The sequence below is a fragment of the Kibdelosporangium banguiense genome (assembly GCF_017876405.1).
GTDB classification, from domain to species: Bacteria; Actinomycetota; Actinomycetes; order Mycobacteriales; family Pseudonocardiaceae; genus Kibdelosporangium; species Kibdelosporangium banguiense.
The window spans coordinates 7,736,488-7,754,024 of the sequence record NZ_JAGINW010000001.1 but is presented as its reverse complement, the minus strand read 5'-3'; the positions used below and the strand labels follow the sequence as shown (position 1 = coordinate 7,754,024).

Sequence of the window (17,537 nt, the reverse complement as noted above, 5' to 3'; positions counted from 1 at the left end):
CGGCCCCGGAACGCCCTGAAAATCCGGCGCATGCGCAGCTATCGCTCCCTGTTCGCGACCCCGGAGTTCACCCCGTTCCTGCTCGGTTTCGCCGCCTTCGCCGCGGCCCGGACCATCGGCGGCCTGGCGCTGGGCACGCTGGTCTTCCGGGCCACCGGTTCGCCGCTCCTGGCGGCGGTGAGCATGTTCGGCCCGCAGCTGGCGCAGTTGCTGGGGGCCGCGTTCCTGCTGTCGGCCGCTGACCGCCTGCCCCCACGCGCGATCCTGTCCAGCCTTGCCCTCACGTTCGCGGCCGGCACGGCTGTGCTGGCGCTGCCCGGCCTGCCGGTCTGGGCGGTCTTCGCCGTCGTGCTCCTGCAGGGCCTCGTCGCGTCGCTGGGCGGGGGTGTACGCGGAGGACTGCTGAACGAGATCCTGTCCAAGGACGGCTACGTCCTGGGCCGTTCGGTGTACAACATGCTCTGGGGCCTGACGCAGGTGACCGGTTTCGCGACGGGCGGCGCACTGCTGGCTCTCCTGTCCCCGCGAACCTGTCTGCTTCTCGCGGCGGCCCTGTACGCGTTGTCGGCTCTCGTCACCCGCATAGGACTCACGGCACGCCCACCGCGCGCCTCCGGCCGTCCATCCGTCTCGGCGACGTGGCGCACCAACGCCATGCTGTGGTCATCGCGCCACCGTCGTCTGACGTACCTGGGTCTCTGGGTTCCTAACGGCCTGGTGGTCGGCAGCGATTCGCTCTACGTCTCGTACGCACCTGAAGCCGCAGGCATGTTGTACGCGTGCGGAGCGCTGGGCATGTTCCTGGGCGACATGGCAGTGGGCCGCCTCGTACCGCCCGCGGTGCGCCCTCGTCTGGCGACCCCGCTGCGCCTGCTGTTGGCGGCCCCCTACCTCTTCTTCGTCCTGCAGCCGGGAGTGGCGCTGTCGGCCGTGGCCGTCACCGTCGCCTCCGTCGGTTTCGCCGCGAGCCTCGTGCTGCAGGAACGCCTGATATCGCTTACCCCGGACGCTCTCACGGGCCAAGCCCTCGGCCTGCACGCCACCGGTATGACCGCCCTGCAGGGCATCGGCGCTGTCCTTGCGGGCACGATGGCCCAGCTGACCTCTCCGGCGACGGCGATGACGCTGATGGCCGCCGGATCGGTCGCCGTGACCTTGACCCTCGCGGTACTGGGCAGGCAAGGGCAGGACGACGGGCCTACGCCGCTGCCCGTGTCCGCCACAACAGCCACACGAAGTACGGCGCGCCGATCATTGCCGTGACCAGTCCAGCTGCGATCTGGGTTGGCGCGAGCGCGGTACGCCCCAACGTGTCGGCTACGGACACCAGTAGCGCGCCCAGGCCGACTGCGACAGGAATCGCCGCGGCATGCCGTGCCCCGACGAGTGCCCTAGCCGCGTGGGGGGCAACGAGCCCGACGAAGGCCAACGCTCCCACCGCACAAGCTGCGGCGGCGGTGAGGACTGCCGCGAGCGTGAGGAATGCCAACCGGGCTCGGTCGAGTGGAACACCGAGCACGCGCGGCACGTCCTCATCGAGCGCGACCAGGTCGAGTGTCCGCGCTCCGATGTACGCAAGGGGAAGGGCGATCAGCAGGCACACTGCGACCGGCGCGATCTGGCTCAGTGTGCGGCCGTAGGTGGAGCCTGCGAGCCAAGTGAGGGCTAGGTTCGTGTTCCAGGGCGACACGGTCACGACCACGAGAGTCGTGACGGCCACGGCGGCCTGGCTCACGCCGATACCGATCAGCACGATCCGGTCGGACGACGCACCGCGTCCGGTTGCGAGCCGGTAGACGAGCGCGAACGTGGCGAGTGCGACGAGCGTGGCCACGCCCATGACTGGCCAGATCCCGATGCCTGGCAACAACATCACCACCGCGAGCGCGCCGATGCTCGCGCCAGGCGTCACGCCCAGCAGGGCCGGTTCGGCCAACGGGTTACGGCACACGGCCTGCACGATCGTGCCCGCCAACGCCAGCGCCGCACCGCCGAGCAGTGCTGCCAGAACACGCGGCCACCGGATGTCGAGTGCGAACGCGACCTCACGGCCCGCCGTACCACGCCACCAGTTCGCGACATCGCCGAGCAGCACCATCCGCTCGCCAAGTAGCAGTGCCGCAACAAAAGCACCGATGAGCGCCACGACGAGAACCACCCCGGTCGTCACCACCCATCGCCGGGAACGCACTGTCCCATGTGTACCGCGCCCCGGGACGGCGGCCGACGGCCCGCTGTCACGCAGGCGCCGCGCGAGCCACACCAGCACAGTGGCACCGGCCATGGTCGTGATCACCCCGGTCGGCACCGAGACCGAGACATCCGCGGGCACGATCAGACGCAACAGCACGTCGGCGCCTACGACTGTGACCGCCCCTGTCACGCCTGAGAGCGGCAACAGCAGAGCGTGGTTGCTCAGGCTGGGCACACGGCGGGCGACAAAACGAGCGATGACGGGCGCGCACAGTCCGACGAAACCGATCGGCCCGGTGACGGTCACGGCAGTCGCCGACAGCAACACCGCGAGAACCACCGCGATGACGCGCGTACGCCGGACGTCGACACCCAGCACCCGTGCGTGGTCGTCGCCAAGGCCGAGTACGTCAAGCCGGTGCGCGAGCAGGATTGTGCCGAGCACACCGAGCACCGCGATGGGGGTCGCGAGCATCACCAGCCGTGTCCCCGACTGCACGGTGCTCCCGCTCCCCCACGCGAACAGCCCGATCGTGTTCTCCGGGAACAGCATGAGCAACACGGTGGTCAGCGAGTTCAGCGCGAGCGCGACCGCGGACCCGGCGAGCACAAGCCGTGTCGGACCCGCCGCGCCACCACGCGCGACGAGCAGCACGAGGCCGGATGCCGCGAGACCACCTACGAAAGCCACAAACCCGTTGGCGTAGAACGGCAACGAGATACCGAAAGCGGCCACTGCAACGACCGACACGTACGCGCCTGCGTTGACCGCGACCGTATCCGGAGATGTAAGCGGGTTGCGGGCCACCGACTGCAGCGCGCAACCCGCGAAGCCGAGTGCCAGCCCGACGAGCAATGCTGCGATGAGCCGGGGTACACGACTCGCGACAAGCACAGCCACGGCCTGAGCGCGTGTGCCGTCGTCGTCCACCCACGGCAGGACGGCACGCACGAGTTCACCGACGCTCAGGCGCGCCGTGCCTTGCAACAGGTGCACGGCTGACAGGGCAAGCAAAAGCGCCAGTCCGAGCACGAACACACCCAGCACGCCCAGGCGCGTACGCCCGGACGTGACTGGGGTGCCGGGTCGTGTTCCCGTCTGCAGCATCAGGTCAACGCGTCGACGAGCGCGTCGATGAAGGCGTTCGCCGAGGGCGGGCCGCCGAACATCCAGATGCCGTCCGGAATGCGGTGCACCTTCGCGGACTGGACGAACGGCAGCTGCTTCCACACGGCGTTGTCCGCCAGCGCCTTGGTGAAGTCGCCGTCGGCGTCGGCGGCGGTGTAGAGGAAGGTCGTCTTCGCGTCGGTGATCTTGGTAAGCCCCTCGACGTCGGTCGTGGCCAGGCCGTAGTCCTTGTCGCCGCCGGTGGTCCACTGGTTGGTCAGCCCGAGCTGGGCGCTGATGCCGCCGAGGAACGACCCCGGGGTGTACATCCGGACCGAGATCTTGCCCGAGTCGAGGTAACCGTCGGACATGGTGAAGGGCGTCCCGGCCTTGCCCGCCTTGGCCAGCGTGTCCTTGGCCGAGGCGACCTTGGCGTCGAAGTCGGCCAGCAGTTTCTTGCCCTGCTCCTGCTTGCCGGTCACCTCGGCGAGGGTCGTCACGGTACGGCGCATGTAGCCGATCGGGTCGCTCGCGTCGGAGCCGCGCAGCGCGAGGACTTTCACCTGCCCGGCGAGCTGCGCGAGGACGCTCTCCGGCACGTCGGTCGTGGTGACGACGAGGTCCGGTTTCAGCGCGACGATCGCGTCCAGGCCCGGTTCACTGCGCGAGCCGACGTCGGGCGTCTTCGGGTCGAGCTGCTGGATCTTGTCGTAGGTGTTGTGGCCCTTGACGTCGGCGGCGCCGACGGGTTTGACACCGAGCGCGAGAAGGTTCTCGGTGAGGCCCCACTCCAGCGACACGACGGCCGTCGCGGGCTTGTCCAGGTGCACGGTCCCGCGCTCGTCCTTCACGTCCACCGGGCCCGTCGGCGCCGAGGCCGTCGTGCTGCCCGGGGCGGCGGCCGGGGCCTCGGTCGTGCCGCACCCGGCGAGAAGAAGCGCGGCGGCGGCCAGCGCCGACACCGTCCTCAGTGGACTACGAGACGGGCGTAACACGGTGAACATAGTTCATCCTCAGGGGTTGTGATTGTTCGACTTCAACGGGATCAGGTCGGCTGCGGTGCGTGCCAACGGGTTGTGTGCCGTCCGACGGGGTGTGTGCGGACACGTCCGCCGGCGTCGACGTGCACGTCGATGCGCAGTCCGTAAACCTCGGTGAGCAGTTCGGAAGTGAGCACCTCAGCCGGTCCGCCGGTCGCGCGGACAGCCCCCTCCGACAGCAGCACGACGTGGTCGGCCACGGCTGCGGCCTGGTCGAGGTCGTGCAGCACGACACCCACCGCGACACTGTGTTCGTCGGCGAGCTCGCGGATGAGGTCGAGCGTCTCGACTTGGTAACGCAGATCGAGGAAAGTCGTCGGTTCGTCGAGCAGCACAACACCGGTGTCCTGCGCGAAGCACGTCGCCAGCCATACGCGCTGCAGCTCTCCGCCGGACAGCTCGTCAACGGGACGCTCGGCCATGGCCGTGACGCCCGTGAGACGCATGGCCCGCTCCACGATGCCCGGCCCCTCGACGTCCCCGGACCCGAAGCGACCGCGGTAGGGGTGCCGCCCATAGGACACGACGTCCCGTACGCGCACGCCACCCGGCGTCGGGCGTGACTGGGTGAGCAAGGTGACGCGTCGCGCGAACTCCTTGGGATGCAGGGCGAACGCATCCTGGTCCGGTTCGAGCGAGACGCTTCCCGACCGCGGGTGATGCAGGCGCGCGAGCGAACGCAGCAGCGTCGACTTGCCGGAGCCGTTGGGACCGACCAAGGCCGTTACCGCCCCCATACGCAGGGTGACGCTCGCGCCATGTACGACCGTCCGGCCGCCGTAACCCAGCGTGAGGTCGATACCCGCGAGCGCCTCCGTCATAAAGGGCAGCCTAACCTAAGGAGCGGGCGGTCTCGTCAGCCAGTCGGGTGGCGCGGGCCACAGTGGACGCGCGTGGCCGGTCGGGTGTTTACCGCCGCCGGGGCTGGGTAGTCAATGACTGCGTCAAGCAGCCGGCGCTACCAGACGCCGCGCGATGAAACGCGCCCGACCAGGGTGGCGAAGACGTATGGACCTCTATTTCGATTCCCCGGCCACGTACGGCCTGCGTTACTACCTCCGGGTGGTCGCCGACGAGATCGGCCTGACCGGGGAGAGCTCGTACGTGCAACTCGAACCACCCGTGCACGCCTACATGGCGGTGGAAGGACGGCTGAAATCCTTCCCCGCCAGGGATGTCGCACTACTCTGGGACGAGGAGCACGGCTGGGCCGCGGGAGTCGAGACCCATTCGGGCGAGGACCTCATGGTGCTGACCTATCTCGGCAAGGACGTCCTGCCGCCGCCCCGGACCGTGGCCCGGTTCGCCCGGGCCCTGACCGGCGACAGACTGCCTGGCCAGACCGAACCACCGGCCTTCCGCGACCACACGGACCCCGACGACCTCGAAACCAGGCTGGCGGCCTACGCGGGATACAACGCCGCGATCCTCAGAGCCAGATCCCTCTGATCGTCTTCTGTTCCGGATTGAAGGACAGCGATCGCGGGTACCGTTTTGTGTGGAGATCAGCGCACGGAAGGTCGCATCGGGGTGCGCGGCCGCCATGCTGTTGCTGGCCGGCTGCGGGGATTCGTCGGAGACCGCGACGGTCCGGGAGGTGACCACGCGATTCGAGTCCGCAATGGTCAGTCATGACAGTTCCACAGCATGTTCCTTGCTCGCACCCGAAGCCGTGCGTCGCATCGACGGCCTGCGGCCGGAAGGATGCGTACAGGCCTTGTCTTCGTTGAAGATCCCGTCCGCACCACCCGGCGACACACAGGTGTGGGGCGACACCGCGCAAGTGCGGACGTCCGCCGACACCCTGTTCCTGCGCAGGTTTCCCGGCGGCTGGCGGATCATCGGTGCCGGCTGCACACCGCGTGGCGAACAGCCCTATGAGTGCACAGTGGACGGAACATGATCGCCCGCGGGATCCTCGTGGTCTACCTGGTCGTGGTCCTGGGCGGCCTGGCCTGGTGCATCATCGCCGGGCTGCTGGGGCGATGACATGACCCGATTCGTCCGCGACAACGGCCTGAGCCTGGGTTTCGGCCTGATGTTCCTGTGCACGCTGATCGGGCAGTCCATCGCGGGCCTGGCCGATTTCAACGACCGGGTGCGATCGGCAGGCGGGGCTCCGGTCGGTTATCTCGGCTATTTGACGTCGTCGGATTTCGCGGTCGACGTGGCGGAGAACTGGCAGTCGGAATATCTGCAGTTCTTTCTCTACATCCTGTTGACGATCTGGCTGATCCAGCTCGGCTCGCCGGAGTCCAAACATCCCCGCGAGATCGGCACAGGATCCGACCGGCAGCAGCTACTCGGCCGCCACACCCGCCGCGATTCCCCTGCCTGGGCGCGTGCCGGTGGCTGGCGCACGGCCATGTTCTCCTGGTCGCTCGGCCTGACCATGGCAGGCCTGTTCCTGCTGTCGTGGCTGGCCCAGTCGATCGCCGGGCACAGCGCCTACAACGCCGAGCAGATCGGCAATCTCCAGGATCCGGTCAGCTGGACCGGTTACGTCAGCTCGGCCGACTTCTGGAACCGGACGCTGCAGAACTGGCAGTCCGAATTCCTCGCCATCGGGTCCATGGCCGTGTTCAGCGTCTACTTCCGCCAGCGCGGTTCCCCGGAATCAAAGCCGGTCGGCGCCCCGCACGCGACCACCGACCAATCCGGGTGAGCCACTAGATCCAGCCGCGTTGTTTGGCCACAATGGCTGCCTGGAAACGGTTCGCCGCACCCAGCCGCGCCAGCAACTCCGCCACGTAACGGCGGTAGGTCCGCAGGCTCACGCCCATCTGGCGGGCCGAGATCTCGTCCTTCACCGCGGTCGCGAGCAGGTCCAGCACCTGCCGTTCCCGCTGCGACAGGGGTTCCTGCTCGCCCGGTTCCAGGTCGGTCGCGTGTCCCCACACCCGTTCGAACAGGTCGACCAGGGTGGCCACGGCACCGGGCTGACGGATCATCAGCGCGCCGGACCGGTGGGCGTTGGGCACGATCGGCACGAACGCGACCTGCCGGTCCACGATGATCATCTGCTGCACGTCCTGCTCGGTCAGGCGATGCCGGTCGCCCGCCCGGTGCAGCTGCATGCAGTAGGCCAGCACGTCCGGATCGCTGACCTGCCCGCGCGGCAGGATCGTGCGCCACTGCACGCCGTCGCCGAGCCGTTCGACGTACCGCGGCAGGCGATTCGTCTGGACCTTGCGCTCCTTGTGGTGGATCGTGAGCACTTCGCGGGCGTCCAGGGCCAGCGCCCAGACGCGTTCGTCGACCTGCTTGGCGCCTTCGATGCGTTCGAAGTCGTCGTGACCGCCGGGCTGGCGGCCCTCCGCGGCCAGCGCGTGCACCGTCTCCCAGGCCCCGGAGATCCGGCGCAGCTCGGCATTCGTCTCCTGCATCCGGCGCCGGATCAGCCGGGTGATCCCGACCTCTGCCGGGACCGCGCTGAAGCGTCCGTCGGCCTCGGCGCGGATCAGTTCCAAGTCGGTCAGCCGGTCGACCGCCGCCCGTACCGCGTACCGGTCACCGGCCGGCTCCTCCTGGCGCAGCATGGCTCGGTACACGAGTTCCTCGAACTCGGTCAGCCCCAGGGAGTCCAGGCTCATCTGGTACAACGCCTCCATTTCACTGCGCCGGAATGATAGCGGGTCAGCGTGCCGTCCCTGAGGTGTGTGACGCACCGGCGGCGCCGTTCGATCACACGTGTCAGCAAGATCTCAAAGCCGGGCGCCGGGCAACCGGTCAACGGATCATCCACACAGGACACAAGGGCACCGGCCGCGGTCACTCTGGCGTCCACACAGCCGGAACGGGTCGATTTGTCTCAACCTGAACCAATCCATGTCCCACAGGACGACTGTCTTGCGAAATGACACAGTCCTGTCCGGTTCGTTAGGCCGTTTGGACCTTAACTTTTGTCCGGAGAATGCATAAGTTGCACGAGATCGACACGAAAGAACACAGAGCCCCGTCGGACGGAAACTAGACAACAACAACAAGGTCTGTCCGTGCAAGCGCAGTACGGATGGACCTGTCATCGCTGGGGATGCGCGTGCCGCCAACGGTGAGCCGCCCATGCCCGCATCCGCATGGTGCTGTGCCCGTTGAGACGCTCCGAGGACCGTTCGGAGAGATTCTCTGACCCGAATGGAGAAGGATGGACAAGCACGCCCAGACCGGCTGGTTCAACAAGCTCGTGACCCGCCGCTCTGTGCTGGCCACCAGCACAGTAGGTCTGGCTGTTCCGGCCGCGATGACACTCGGCGCCGCGGCGCCGAGCAACACGGCCAACGCCCAGCAGGGTGTCGTCAAGAAAGTGACCATCTACGCCGAGGACCTCCCCAACAGTGCGTTGGGCTACGGCCTGGAACCCGGCAAGGCGACGATCCCCGGCCCGCTGCTGGAGATCTACGAGGGCGACACGCTCGAGATCACCCTGGTCAACCGGACGAACCGGCGGCTGTCGATCCACCCGCACGGCGTGGACTACTCCACCGACTCCGACGGCGCCCCGCTGAACAACTCGTTCAACAACCCCGGTGAAACCCGTGTCTACACATGGCGTTCCCGTGAGATGTCCGCCGCGGGCGGCGGCAGCCGGCGCTTCCTGCCGGGCAGCGCGGGCTACTGGCACTACCACGACCACGCCGCGGGCACCGACCACGGCACGCTTGGCATCGCCAAGGGCCTCTACGGCGGCCTGATCGTGCGCCGTCGTGGCGACATCCTGCCGGACAAGCAGTTCGTCGCGGTCTTCAACGAGATGTCGATCAACAACCTGATCGCGCCGAACACGCCGATCTTCGAGGCGAACCTCGGCCAGCGGGTGGAGTTCGTGGCCATCGGGCACGGCAACCAGTTCCACACCTTCCACCTGCACGCGCACCGTTGGGCCGACAACCGCACGGGCTATCTGGAGAGCCCGACGGACCCGACCCCGTCGGTGGACAACAAGGACCTCAACCCGGGCAGTTCGTTCGGCTTCCAGGTCATCGCGGGTGAAGGCGTCGGCCCGGGTGCCTGGATGTACCACTGCCACGTCCAGGACCACTCGGAACGGGGAATGTCGGGGATCTTCCTCGTCCGCAACGCCGACGGCAGCATGCCGCCCGGTGCCCAGGAGGCGATCGACCGCTTCAAGGGACACGTCCACAGCGCCGCCGCCACCGCTGAACCTGTCCCGCTGCAGGCGCCGGCGACGGGTTTCGCGCCCAAGCCCGCTGAAGGGCACGAGCACCACTGATTCACCTAAAGACCATCGTGGCCTGCCTACGACAAAGGAGTTAGGGATGGGGCGAAGGTTCTCTCCAGGCCGATATCGAAGGAGAACAGGGAGAAACGCTTTATTGGTGCTGACCGCGGCGGCGGCGATGGTGGGCGGGTCGATGACCTCCGCCTCCGCCGCACCACAGCAGCAGGCGCCCAGCGCCGCTGCGGCCGCCGCGGGCTTGTCCGTCCTGGTCTTCCACGGCCCGGTCGCGCAGCAGCAGGACCCGGTCGCCCGCGCCACGGACGCGTTCCGGGAGATCGGCGCGGCCAACGGATTCACCGTCGACGAGTCGTCGGACCCGGCGGCGTTCACGCCCGAGAACCTCGCCAAGTACCGGGGTGTGGTCTACCTTTCGTCCGAGGGCGTCTCGCTTTCCCGTGACCAGGAAACCGTGCTGCAGGACTACATGAAGGCAGGCGGTGGATTCCTTGGCGTCGCCGATGCCGCCAAGGCACAGGCCTCCTCGACGTGGTTCACCGGCCTGATCGGCACCCGCCCGCTGGGCAGTGTCGAAAACCCCGACGCGGTCGCCGCGGTCGGGGCAAGCGCGGAGAACCTGCCGAACGAGGGCAAGGACAAGCTCACCGACGGCAACCCGAACACCAAGTGGCTGACCTTCAACCCGACTGGCTGGGTCACCTACCGGCTCGCCACCGCAGGTGCGGTGAACCGTTACTCGCTCACCTCGGCGAACGACTTCGCCGGCCGGTCGCCGAAGGACTGGACCCTGCAGGGATCCAACGACGGGTCGAGCTGGGTGGACCTCGACCGGCAGACCGGCCAGCTCTGGCCGCAGCCGTTCGAGACACGCACCTTCCAGGTCGCGTCGCCGCAGTCGTTCCTGCACTACAAGCTCGACATCACGGCGAACGGCGGTGAGCCGCTGGTCCAGCTGGCCGACTGGCGGGTGTTCTCCGCCGACCCGACGCCGCCGCCGGTTCCCGGCGTGAACCAGGCCAAGGTCAACATCCTGGACCGGCAGCACCCCGCCACCAAGGACCTGCCGCTCAACGTCACGCGGACGGACCGTTGGTACAACTGGAGCCCGAACCCGATCGGCACCGTGCACACGGTCGCCCAGGTCGAGGAGTGGGGCTACAACGCGGGTGTCGGCGCCAACGGCCCGTTCCACCCCGTGTCGTGGTGCCGTGACTACGAGGGCGGCCGCTCCTTCTACACCGGCATGGGCCACACCGAGGGCAGCTACGGCGAGGACGCCTTCCGCAAGCACCTGGCCGGCGCCCTGAAGTGGACGACCGGTGTCGTGCGTGGCGACTGCCAGGCCACCATCGCGTCGAACTACAAGATCGAGCGGCTGACCGGCACCAACCAGCCGGGTCAGCTCGACCAGATCGGTGAGTCGCACGGCCTGACCACCGCCCCCGACGGCACGATCTTCTACGTCGGCAAGGCGGCCTGCCCGTCCGGCCCGATCGTGTCCTGGGACGACCCGAAGGTCGGTCTGGGCTGCGGCACGATCCACCAGTTCAAGCCCGACAGCAAGCAGGTCAAGCTGTTGGCCACGCTGCCTGTCATGGGCAACCGTGGCAGCGGTGGCGAACTGGTGAAGAACGAAGAGGGCCTGCTGGGCATCGTGGCGGACCCGAAGTTCACCGAGAACGGCTGGATCTACGTCTACTGGATGCCGCAGGACACCGTCGACCGGGTCAAGCGCACCGGCAAGCGGACCATCTCGCGGCTGACCTACGACCGCACGGCCCAGACCATCGACCTGGCCTCCCGCAAGGACTTGCTGCAGTGGGAAGTCCAGCAGCACAGCTGCTGCCACGCCGGTGGCGGTATGACGTTCGACGCCAAGGGCAACCTGTACGTCGGGTCCGGTGACAGCAACTCCTCCGAGGGCTCGCTGGGCTACTCGGGCAACAACTGGACCGCGGACTGGCAGGGCTTGTCGTTCCAGGACGCCCGCCGGACCGCGGGCAACACCAACGACCTGAACGGCAAGATCATCCGTATCCACCCGGAGACGGACGGCACGTACACCATCCCGCAGGGCAACCTGTTCCCGCCGGGGACCGCGAAGACCCGTGCCGAGATCTACGTGATGGGCGTGCGCAACATCTCGCGCCTGCAGATCGACCCGGTGACCCAGTGGCTGACCGCCGCGTGGGTCGGCCCGGACGCTCCGGCGCCCAGCCCCGAGCTCGGCCCGGCCAAGTACGAGACCGCCACGATCATCACCGAGGCGGGCAACCACGGCTGGCCGTACTGCATGGGCAACAAGCAGCCGTACCGCGACCGCAGCAACACCGACGCGTCGGTGCTGGCCGGTTGGTACGACTGCAACGCGCCGAAGAACAACTCGCCGCGCAACACCGGTCTGGTCGACCTGCCGCCGGTGAAGAACAACATGATCTGGTACTCGCCCGACGGTGGTGGCCCGGTGTTCCCGGCCCGTCCGGACGGCAGTGGCATCCCGTCGTACAAGGCGGCCGAGGCCACGTACACCCAGCCGTACCTGACCGGTGGCGGCCAGGCTGTGATGACCGGCCCGACCTACCACCGCGAACTGGTGAACACAGGCAGCGGTGTGGCCTGGCCGGAGTACTGGAACAACAAGTGGTTCATCGGTGACGAGTCCAACGGCAGCAACCGCGTCGCGGTGACGGTGGACCCGGCCGGTGTGCCCACCGCCCAGCCGCCTGCGGCGGTCGAGTCGCTGCGCCAGATCATCCCGAACGGCGTCGGCAGCACGCAGATGCAGTCGTGGATGGACGCCAAGTTCGGCAACGACGGCGCGCTCTACATGCTCGACTACGGCGGCGGGTTCTTCAGCCTGCACTCCAACCAGAAGCTGATCCGGATCACCTACCAAGGTGGCGCGGCGACGCCGCGGCCGGCCGCGACTTCGGTCGCGGTGCAGAACAAGCCGCTGACGTACGGCTTCACCGGTTCGAAGTCGGGTGGTGTGTCCTACCGCTGGGACTTCGGTGATGGCACCTCGTCCACCGAGGCCGACCCCCGTCACACCTACGCTCGCGTGGGTACGTACAACGCGAAGCTCACCGTGACCTACGCCGACGGCAAGACTGAGGTCGTGCCGGCCACTGTGAACGTCGGGTGTGCGGTCGCCGACAGCCGGGGCACCGTGTTCGCGGGTGATTCCGACTCGGGCGTGGCCAACAAGCAGATCGGTGGCGGCTGCACCGTCAACGACCTGATCGACGACGAGAGCCCGTGGACCGACCACGGTGCGTTCGTCCGGCACGTCACCGCTGTGGCCGACCAGCTGCAGCGCGACGGTGTGCTCACCGGCCGGGAGAACAGCGCGATCGTGCGTGCGGCCGCGGGTTCGGACGTCGGCACGGCGGCCAACACCGGCTACGAGTCGATCTTCGACGGCACGGCGCAGTCGTTGCAGGGCTGGACGCAGGCGCCAAGCGGATCGTTCTCCATCCAGCCGGACGGCTCGCTGCGCTCCTCCGGCGGGCTGGGCATGTTGTGGTACAAGAACAAGCAGTTCGCCAACTTCTCGGTGAAGGTCCAGTTCCGCGACATGTCACCGGGTGACACCCGCGCCAACAGCGGTCTGTTCACCAGGTTCCCGGATCCGCGCATCCCGCTGGCCCAACGGCCGCCGGGCAGCTGCGGGACCGTGGGCAGTGCCCAGACCTCCGAGGCATGGGTGGCCATCTACTGCGGTCACGAGATCCAGATCTACGACGGCGAGACCGGCGAGCCACAGAAGACCGGATCGGTCTACAACTTCGATCCGAACAACCTGGCCCAGGCCCGGCCGACCGCCAAGGGCGTCTGGAACGACTACGAGATCAAGGTCGTCGGCCAGCACTACACGATGATCCGCAACGGCGTGGTGATCAACGAGTTCGACAACACGCCGGGCAAGCAGTCCTCCCGGGCGGGCGACCCGCCCACGGACATGCGCCAGTTCCTCAGCGGCTTCATCGGGCTGCAGAACCACGGCAACAGCGATGTGATCGATTTCCGCAACATCCGAGTGCGGTCGCTCTAACCGCATGGACCGGCCGGTGCGCGCCCCTCGCGCACCGGCCGGTCCCCGCACTCATGGAAGGTGCAGCATGTTTCGACGTCTAGTCGTGGGCGTGGCCGGTGCGCTGATGGTGACATCGCTGGCGGCCGTCATGCCGGCCTCCGCGGTTCCCGCGCCGGTCCGGCCGGCGGCCGCAGCGCAGGTCCTGACCTGGACCGCCGACAAGAGCATGACCAGCTACAAGTCCGTCCCCACCACGGCGGTGGCCGGGGCGGCCACGATCGTTTTCGAGAACAGCGAGGCGACCGGCAACACCACCAACATGTCGCACACGCTGACCTTCGACACCGACACACCCGGGTACAACCACGATGTGAACGTCGACATCCTGGCCTACCCGTACGACCCGAACAACGGCAAGCACCAGGTCGACGTCGTGCTGACGCCGGGCAAGTACCGTTACCACTGCGTGATTCCCGGCCACTTCACGATGGTCGGCGAGCTCACCGTCCTACCGGCCGGGCCGGACACCACGCCACCGACAGTGGACGCCACCGTGACCGGAACCAAGGACACGAACGGCAACTACGTCGGCAGCGCGACTGTCAACGTGACGGCCTCGGACGCGCAGTCCGGTGTGGACTTCATCGAGTACCAGGTCGACGACACCTCGTACCAACGATATACGGCACCGGTACAAGTCACGGGAATCGGTGACCACTCCGTGCAGTACCGGGCGACCGACAAGGCGGGCAACGTCTCTCCGGTCAGCTCGAAGCAATTCAGAGTGGTCGAACCACCCCGGGACACGACCCCGCCGACAGTGAACGCCACAGTGGCAGGCGACAACACCGCGAAGGCCACCGTCACAGTGACGGCGACCGACGCGGATTCCGGCGTGAAGTCCGTCGAGTACAAACTCGACAGCGGGGCCTGGACTGCTTACACAGCACCAGTCGACGTCACCACGCCCGGCTCACACATGCTGCACTATCGGGCCACGGACAACGCCAACAACGTGTCCCCCGAAGGCATGGCCAGCTTCACGGTCGTGGCAGGCGATACCACTCCGCCCACAGTCAACGCTTCCGTCGTAGGCAACAACACGACGAAAGCCACGGTCACTGTCACTGCTTCCGACAGCGGCACCGGCGTGAAATCGATCGAATACAAGCTCGACAGTGGAGCCTGGACGGCATACACGGCACCGGTCGACGTGACCACCGCCGGTTCACACATGCTCCACTACCGCGCGACCGACAACGCCAACAACGTCTCGCCTGAAGGCATGGTCAGCTTCACCGTGACCGGGCCTCCCGACACGACTCCCCCGACGGTCAACGCTTCGGTGGCAGGCAACAACACCACCAAAGCAACAGTCACCGTCACCGCGTCCGACAGCGGCACCGGCGTAAAGTCCATCGAGTACAAGTTGGACAGTGGAGCATGGACCGCCTACACGGCACCGGTTGAGGTAACCGCGGCCGGCGCACACACGCTTGCCTTCCGCGCCACCGACAACGCCAACAACGTCTCACCCGAAGGCACTGTCAACTTCACGGTGACCGGACCTCCCGACACGACTCCCCCGACTGCGAATGCTTCAGTCGCTGGGAACAACACTGCCAAGGCGACCGTCACTGTGACGGCGACCGACGCGGGTTCTGGCGTGAAGTCCATCGAATACAAACTCGACAGCGGAGCCTGGACGGCATACACGGCACCGGTCGACGTGACCACCGCCGGTTCACACATGCTCCACTACCGCGCCACCGACAACGCCAACAACGTGTCCCCCGAAGGCATGGTCAGCTTCACCGTGACCGCGCCGCCGGACACCACGGCACCGAACACCTCCGCGACGGTGACCGGCGCGAAGGACCCGCAGGGCAACTACCTCGGTTCCGCCACTGTGACGATCATCGCGACCGACAGCCAGTCCGGCGTGAAGACCGTCGAATACGCCCTGGACAACGGTGCCTGGACGGCGTACACGGCATCAGTCCAGGTCAGTGCGCTCGGTGCGCACACCCTGAAGTACCGGGCCACCGACAACGCCGGGAACGCCGCGGCGGAGAAGTCGGTGTCCTTCACCGTGGTCGAGCAGGGCTCGGACGCGTGCCCGGAAGGTGACAACCGCGCGACGGTGATCATCGGCCGGGACGACACCCGCGTGGCCAACAAGGACACCGGGAACGGCTGCACCGTCAGCGACCTGATCGATCAGAACGGCGAATACCCGAGCCACGGGGCGTTCGTCCGGCACGTCGAGCTCGTCACCGACGCCTTGGTGGCCAGGGGTGTGCTGACCCTCCGGGAGCAGAGCACCGTAGTGCGCGCGGCAGCGCGATCCGACATCGGCAACTAGTTCCTTTCAACGCAGCAGGGAGAACAAAGATGGCTAGACGGACCGCATCCGCGCTCGCGACGCTGAGCGCAATCGTCACCGCGTCCGTGATGTTCACCGCGCAGAACGCCAACGCGGATCTGGTCATGTACTGCATCGGCAGCGGTGGGCCGGTGACCGTGCCGAGTGACCTGTACGTGCCCGCCGGCGAGTCCTGCTCGCTGGACCGCACCACGATCACCGGCAATGTCCGGGTCGCGGCCGGGGCCAACCTGATCGTCAAGGGCGGCACCATCAACGGCGAGGTCCGCGTGGCCTCCGACGGGTACCTGGACACCACCGACACCCGCATCGACGGCGAGGTGAACCTGGCGGCCGGCGGCTTCGGCATCTACATGCGCAACACCGACACCGGCCGGGTCGTCGTGGCACCGAAGGGCTCGGCCACCATCGCGGGCTTCCTGTTCGTCGAGCAGGGCTCGAAGGTCGACGGCAACATCCAGGCCGGCGTGGGCGAGGTGCACGTCGCCGACACGGAGGTCACCGGCAACATCAGCACGAGCGCCGCGGACTACACCGACCTGCACGGCTCCTTTGTGGACGGGACGGTGTCGGTGCTGAACAACGCCACCGGCAGCGTCGTCTGCGGCAGCGCGGTGCAGGGCAAGGCCACGTTCGCGGGCAACCAGGGCGGTGTCCAGCTCGGCCCGAACGGCGGCCTGGACAGCTGCGCGTCCGGCGGCTACTTCGCCCGCGACGTCGTCATCTCCAACACCACGGGCCGTTCGTCGCTGGACGACAACATCGTCAACGGCAAGCTCGAGCTCACGGCGAACAACCCGGCCTCGGAGGTCGCCACGAACAACAGGATCCGTGGCGGCATCGTCGGTGACCACAGCACCCCGGCAGCGGCTCGCGCCGCAGCCGCCGCGGGCACGCGTGGTACCGGCCTGCAGCGCTCGCAGGCGCGTCTGGCAGCCGCGACCGGTGAGGCCGCGGTTTCCGGCAAGGCGCGGCTGTAAGTGATATCTTCCCGGGCTCGTGAACTGCCCACGAGCCCGGGAAGAGACACCATGATCGACATTCCTCGGGTCCTGACCCAGCAGCTGTACTCAGTCGACGAAGTGCACGGCAAACTGCTGTGCCTCGCCTACGCCAGGCACGCCATGCACGAGTGCCGTTCGATGCTGAGCCCCGCCGAGCTGGGCTCCGCCCTGGCATACCTCCAGATCGCCGAGTCGCTCTTCTCCGGCGAGGGCACCATGGCCGCGCTGGCCGACGCCCGCCGCGGCTACTTCACCGTCAAGGTCAACGGCAGCCGCGTGGCCGAACAGATCACCTGGATCTCCGTGATCGCCGTCTCCGCCTGCTGGCAGCAGGAGATGATGCGCGAGGGAATCGTGCACGGCCAGTTCGACCGGATCGACGTCCGGACGGTCGCCCACGAAGGCCAGCGAGTGGTCACCCTCCCGCACGATCAGTCCACTATGGAAGGTCAGGCCCAGGCCACCCGCGCCCGCTGGGAAGAAGCCCGCTGGCAGCTGATCCACCTGCTCGAGTCGGCCCCGTACCGGGCATGATGCCCGATCAATCACCGGAAAAGAGGCAACTCCGGGCAG

13 protein-coding genes are annotated in these 17,537 nt (G+C 67.6%); 9 read left to right on the top strand and 4 right to left on the bottom strand.

From position 1 onward, the window contains the following. The first annotated feature begins 30 nt into the window (after positions 1 to 30). Positions 31 to 1,263 (top strand): MFS transporter, encoded by a 1,233-nt coding sequence (locus tag JOF56_RS35740; RefSeq protein ID WP_209643856.1) that lies wholly within the window; start codon positions 31 to 33, stop codon positions 1,261 to 1,263. Here JOF56_RS35740 and JOF56_RS35735 read toward each other — a convergent pair. The 3 genes from JOF56_RS35735 to JOF56_RS35725 are packed head-to-tail and all read right to left on the bottom strand — an operon-like array spanning position 1,199 to position 5,162. After that, positions 1,199 to 3,301 (bottom strand): iron ABC transporter permease, encoded by a 2,103-nt coding sequence (locus JOF56_RS35735; RefSeq protein ID WP_209643855.1) that lies wholly within the window; start codon positions 3,299 to 3,301, stop codon positions 1,199 to 1,201. The two genes, JOF56_RS35740 and JOF56_RS35735, sit on opposite strands and share 65 nt — an antisense overlap. Beyond that, positions 3,301 to 4,305, bottom strand: a complete 1,005-nt coding sequence (locus tag JOF56_RS35730) for an ABC transporter substrate-binding protein (protein ID WP_209643854.1) — start codon at positions 4,303 to 4,305, stop codon at positions 3,301 to 3,303. Before JOF56_RS35730 ends, JOF56_RS35735 begins: the two co-directional genes overlap by 1 nt. A 41-nt stretch (positions 4,306 to 4,346) precedes the next feature. Then, positions 4,347 to 5,162: an ABC transporter ATP-binding protein gene (locus JOF56_RS35725; RefSeq protein WP_209643853.1), complete on the bottom strand. Its 816-nt coding sequence runs from the start codon at positions 5,160 to 5,162 to the stop codon at positions 4,347 to 4,349. A 187-nt stretch (positions 5,163 to 5,349) separates the two neighbouring features. On the opposite strand from JOF56_RS35725, the gene JOF56_RS35720 reads away from it, so the two are divergent. The 3 genes from JOF56_RS35720 (at position 5,350) to JOF56_RS35710 (ending at position 7,006) form a co-directional block, all read left to right on the top strand. Beyond that, positions 5,350 to 5,790 carry a DUF6292 family protein gene (locus JOF56_RS35720; RefSeq protein WP_209643852.1) on the top strand — a complete coding sequence of 147 codons (441 nt, stop codon included), beginning with the start codon at positions 5,350 to 5,352 and terminating at the stop codon, positions 5,788 to 5,790. A gap of 49 nt (positions 5,791 to 5,839) precedes the next feature. Continuing rightward, positions 5,840 to 6,244: a nuclear transport factor 2 family protein gene (locus JOF56_RS35715; protein WP_209643851.1), complete on the top strand. Its 405-nt coding sequence runs from the start codon at positions 5,840 to 5,842 to the stop codon at positions 6,242 to 6,244. 87 nt (positions 6,245 to 6,331) lie between these two features. After that, the gene (locus JOF56_RS35710; protein WP_209643850.1) at positions 6,332 to 7,006 is read left to right on the top strand and encodes a DUF6766 family protein; all 675 of its coding nucleotides are present in this window, start codon (positions 6,332 to 6,334) and stop codon (positions 7,004 to 7,006) included. Between the two features lie 4 nt (positions 7,007 to 7,010). On the opposite strand, the gene JOF56_RS35705 is transcribed toward JOF56_RS35710, so the two are convergent. After that, positions 7,011 to 7,934, bottom strand: coding sequence for a helix-turn-helix transcriptional regulator (locus JOF56_RS35705; RefSeq protein ID WP_209643849.1), 924 nt, complete (start codon positions 7,932 to 7,934; stop codon positions 7,011 to 7,013). A 551-nt stretch (positions 7,935 to 8,485) separates the two neighbouring features. Here JOF56_RS35705 and JOF56_RS35700 point away from each other — a divergent pair. The 5 genes from JOF56_RS35700 to JOF56_RS35680 all read left to right on the top strand — a co-directional run bounded on the left by JOF56_RS35700 (position 8,486) and on the right by JOF56_RS35680 (position 17,498). Then, positions 8,486 to 9,571, top strand: a complete 1,086-nt coding sequence (locus tag JOF56_RS35700; RefSeq protein WP_209643848.1) for a multicopper oxidase domain-containing protein — start codon at positions 8,486 to 8,488, stop codon at positions 9,569 to 9,571. A gap of 46 nt (positions 9,572 to 9,617) precedes the next feature. After that, positions 9,618 to 13,592 (top strand): ThuA domain-containing protein, encoded by a 3,975-nt coding sequence (locus JOF56_RS35695; protein ID WP_209643847.1) that lies wholly within the window; start codon positions 9,618 to 9,620, stop codon positions 13,590 to 13,592. A 67-nt stretch (positions 13,593 to 13,659) separates the two neighbouring features. Further along, on the top strand, positions 13,660 to 15,939 hold the full coding sequence (locus JOF56_RS35690) for an OmpL47-type beta-barrel domain-containing protein (RefSeq protein WP_209643846.1): 2,280 nt from the start codon (positions 13,660 to 13,662) through the stop codon (positions 15,937 to 15,939). 29 nt (positions 15,940 to 15,968) lie between these two features. Further along, positions 15,969 to 16,940 (top strand): hypothetical protein, encoded by a 972-nt coding sequence (locus JOF56_RS35685; protein ID WP_209643845.1) that lies wholly within the window; start codon positions 15,969 to 15,971, stop codon positions 16,938 to 16,940. 51 nt (positions 16,941 to 16,991) lie between these two features. Next, on the top strand, positions 16,992 to 17,498 hold the full coding sequence (locus JOF56_RS35680) for a hypothetical protein (RefSeq protein WP_209643844.1): 507 nt from the start codon (positions 16,992 to 16,994) through the stop codon (positions 17,496 to 17,498). The last annotated feature ends 39 nt before the right edge of the window (positions 17,499 to 17,537 follow it).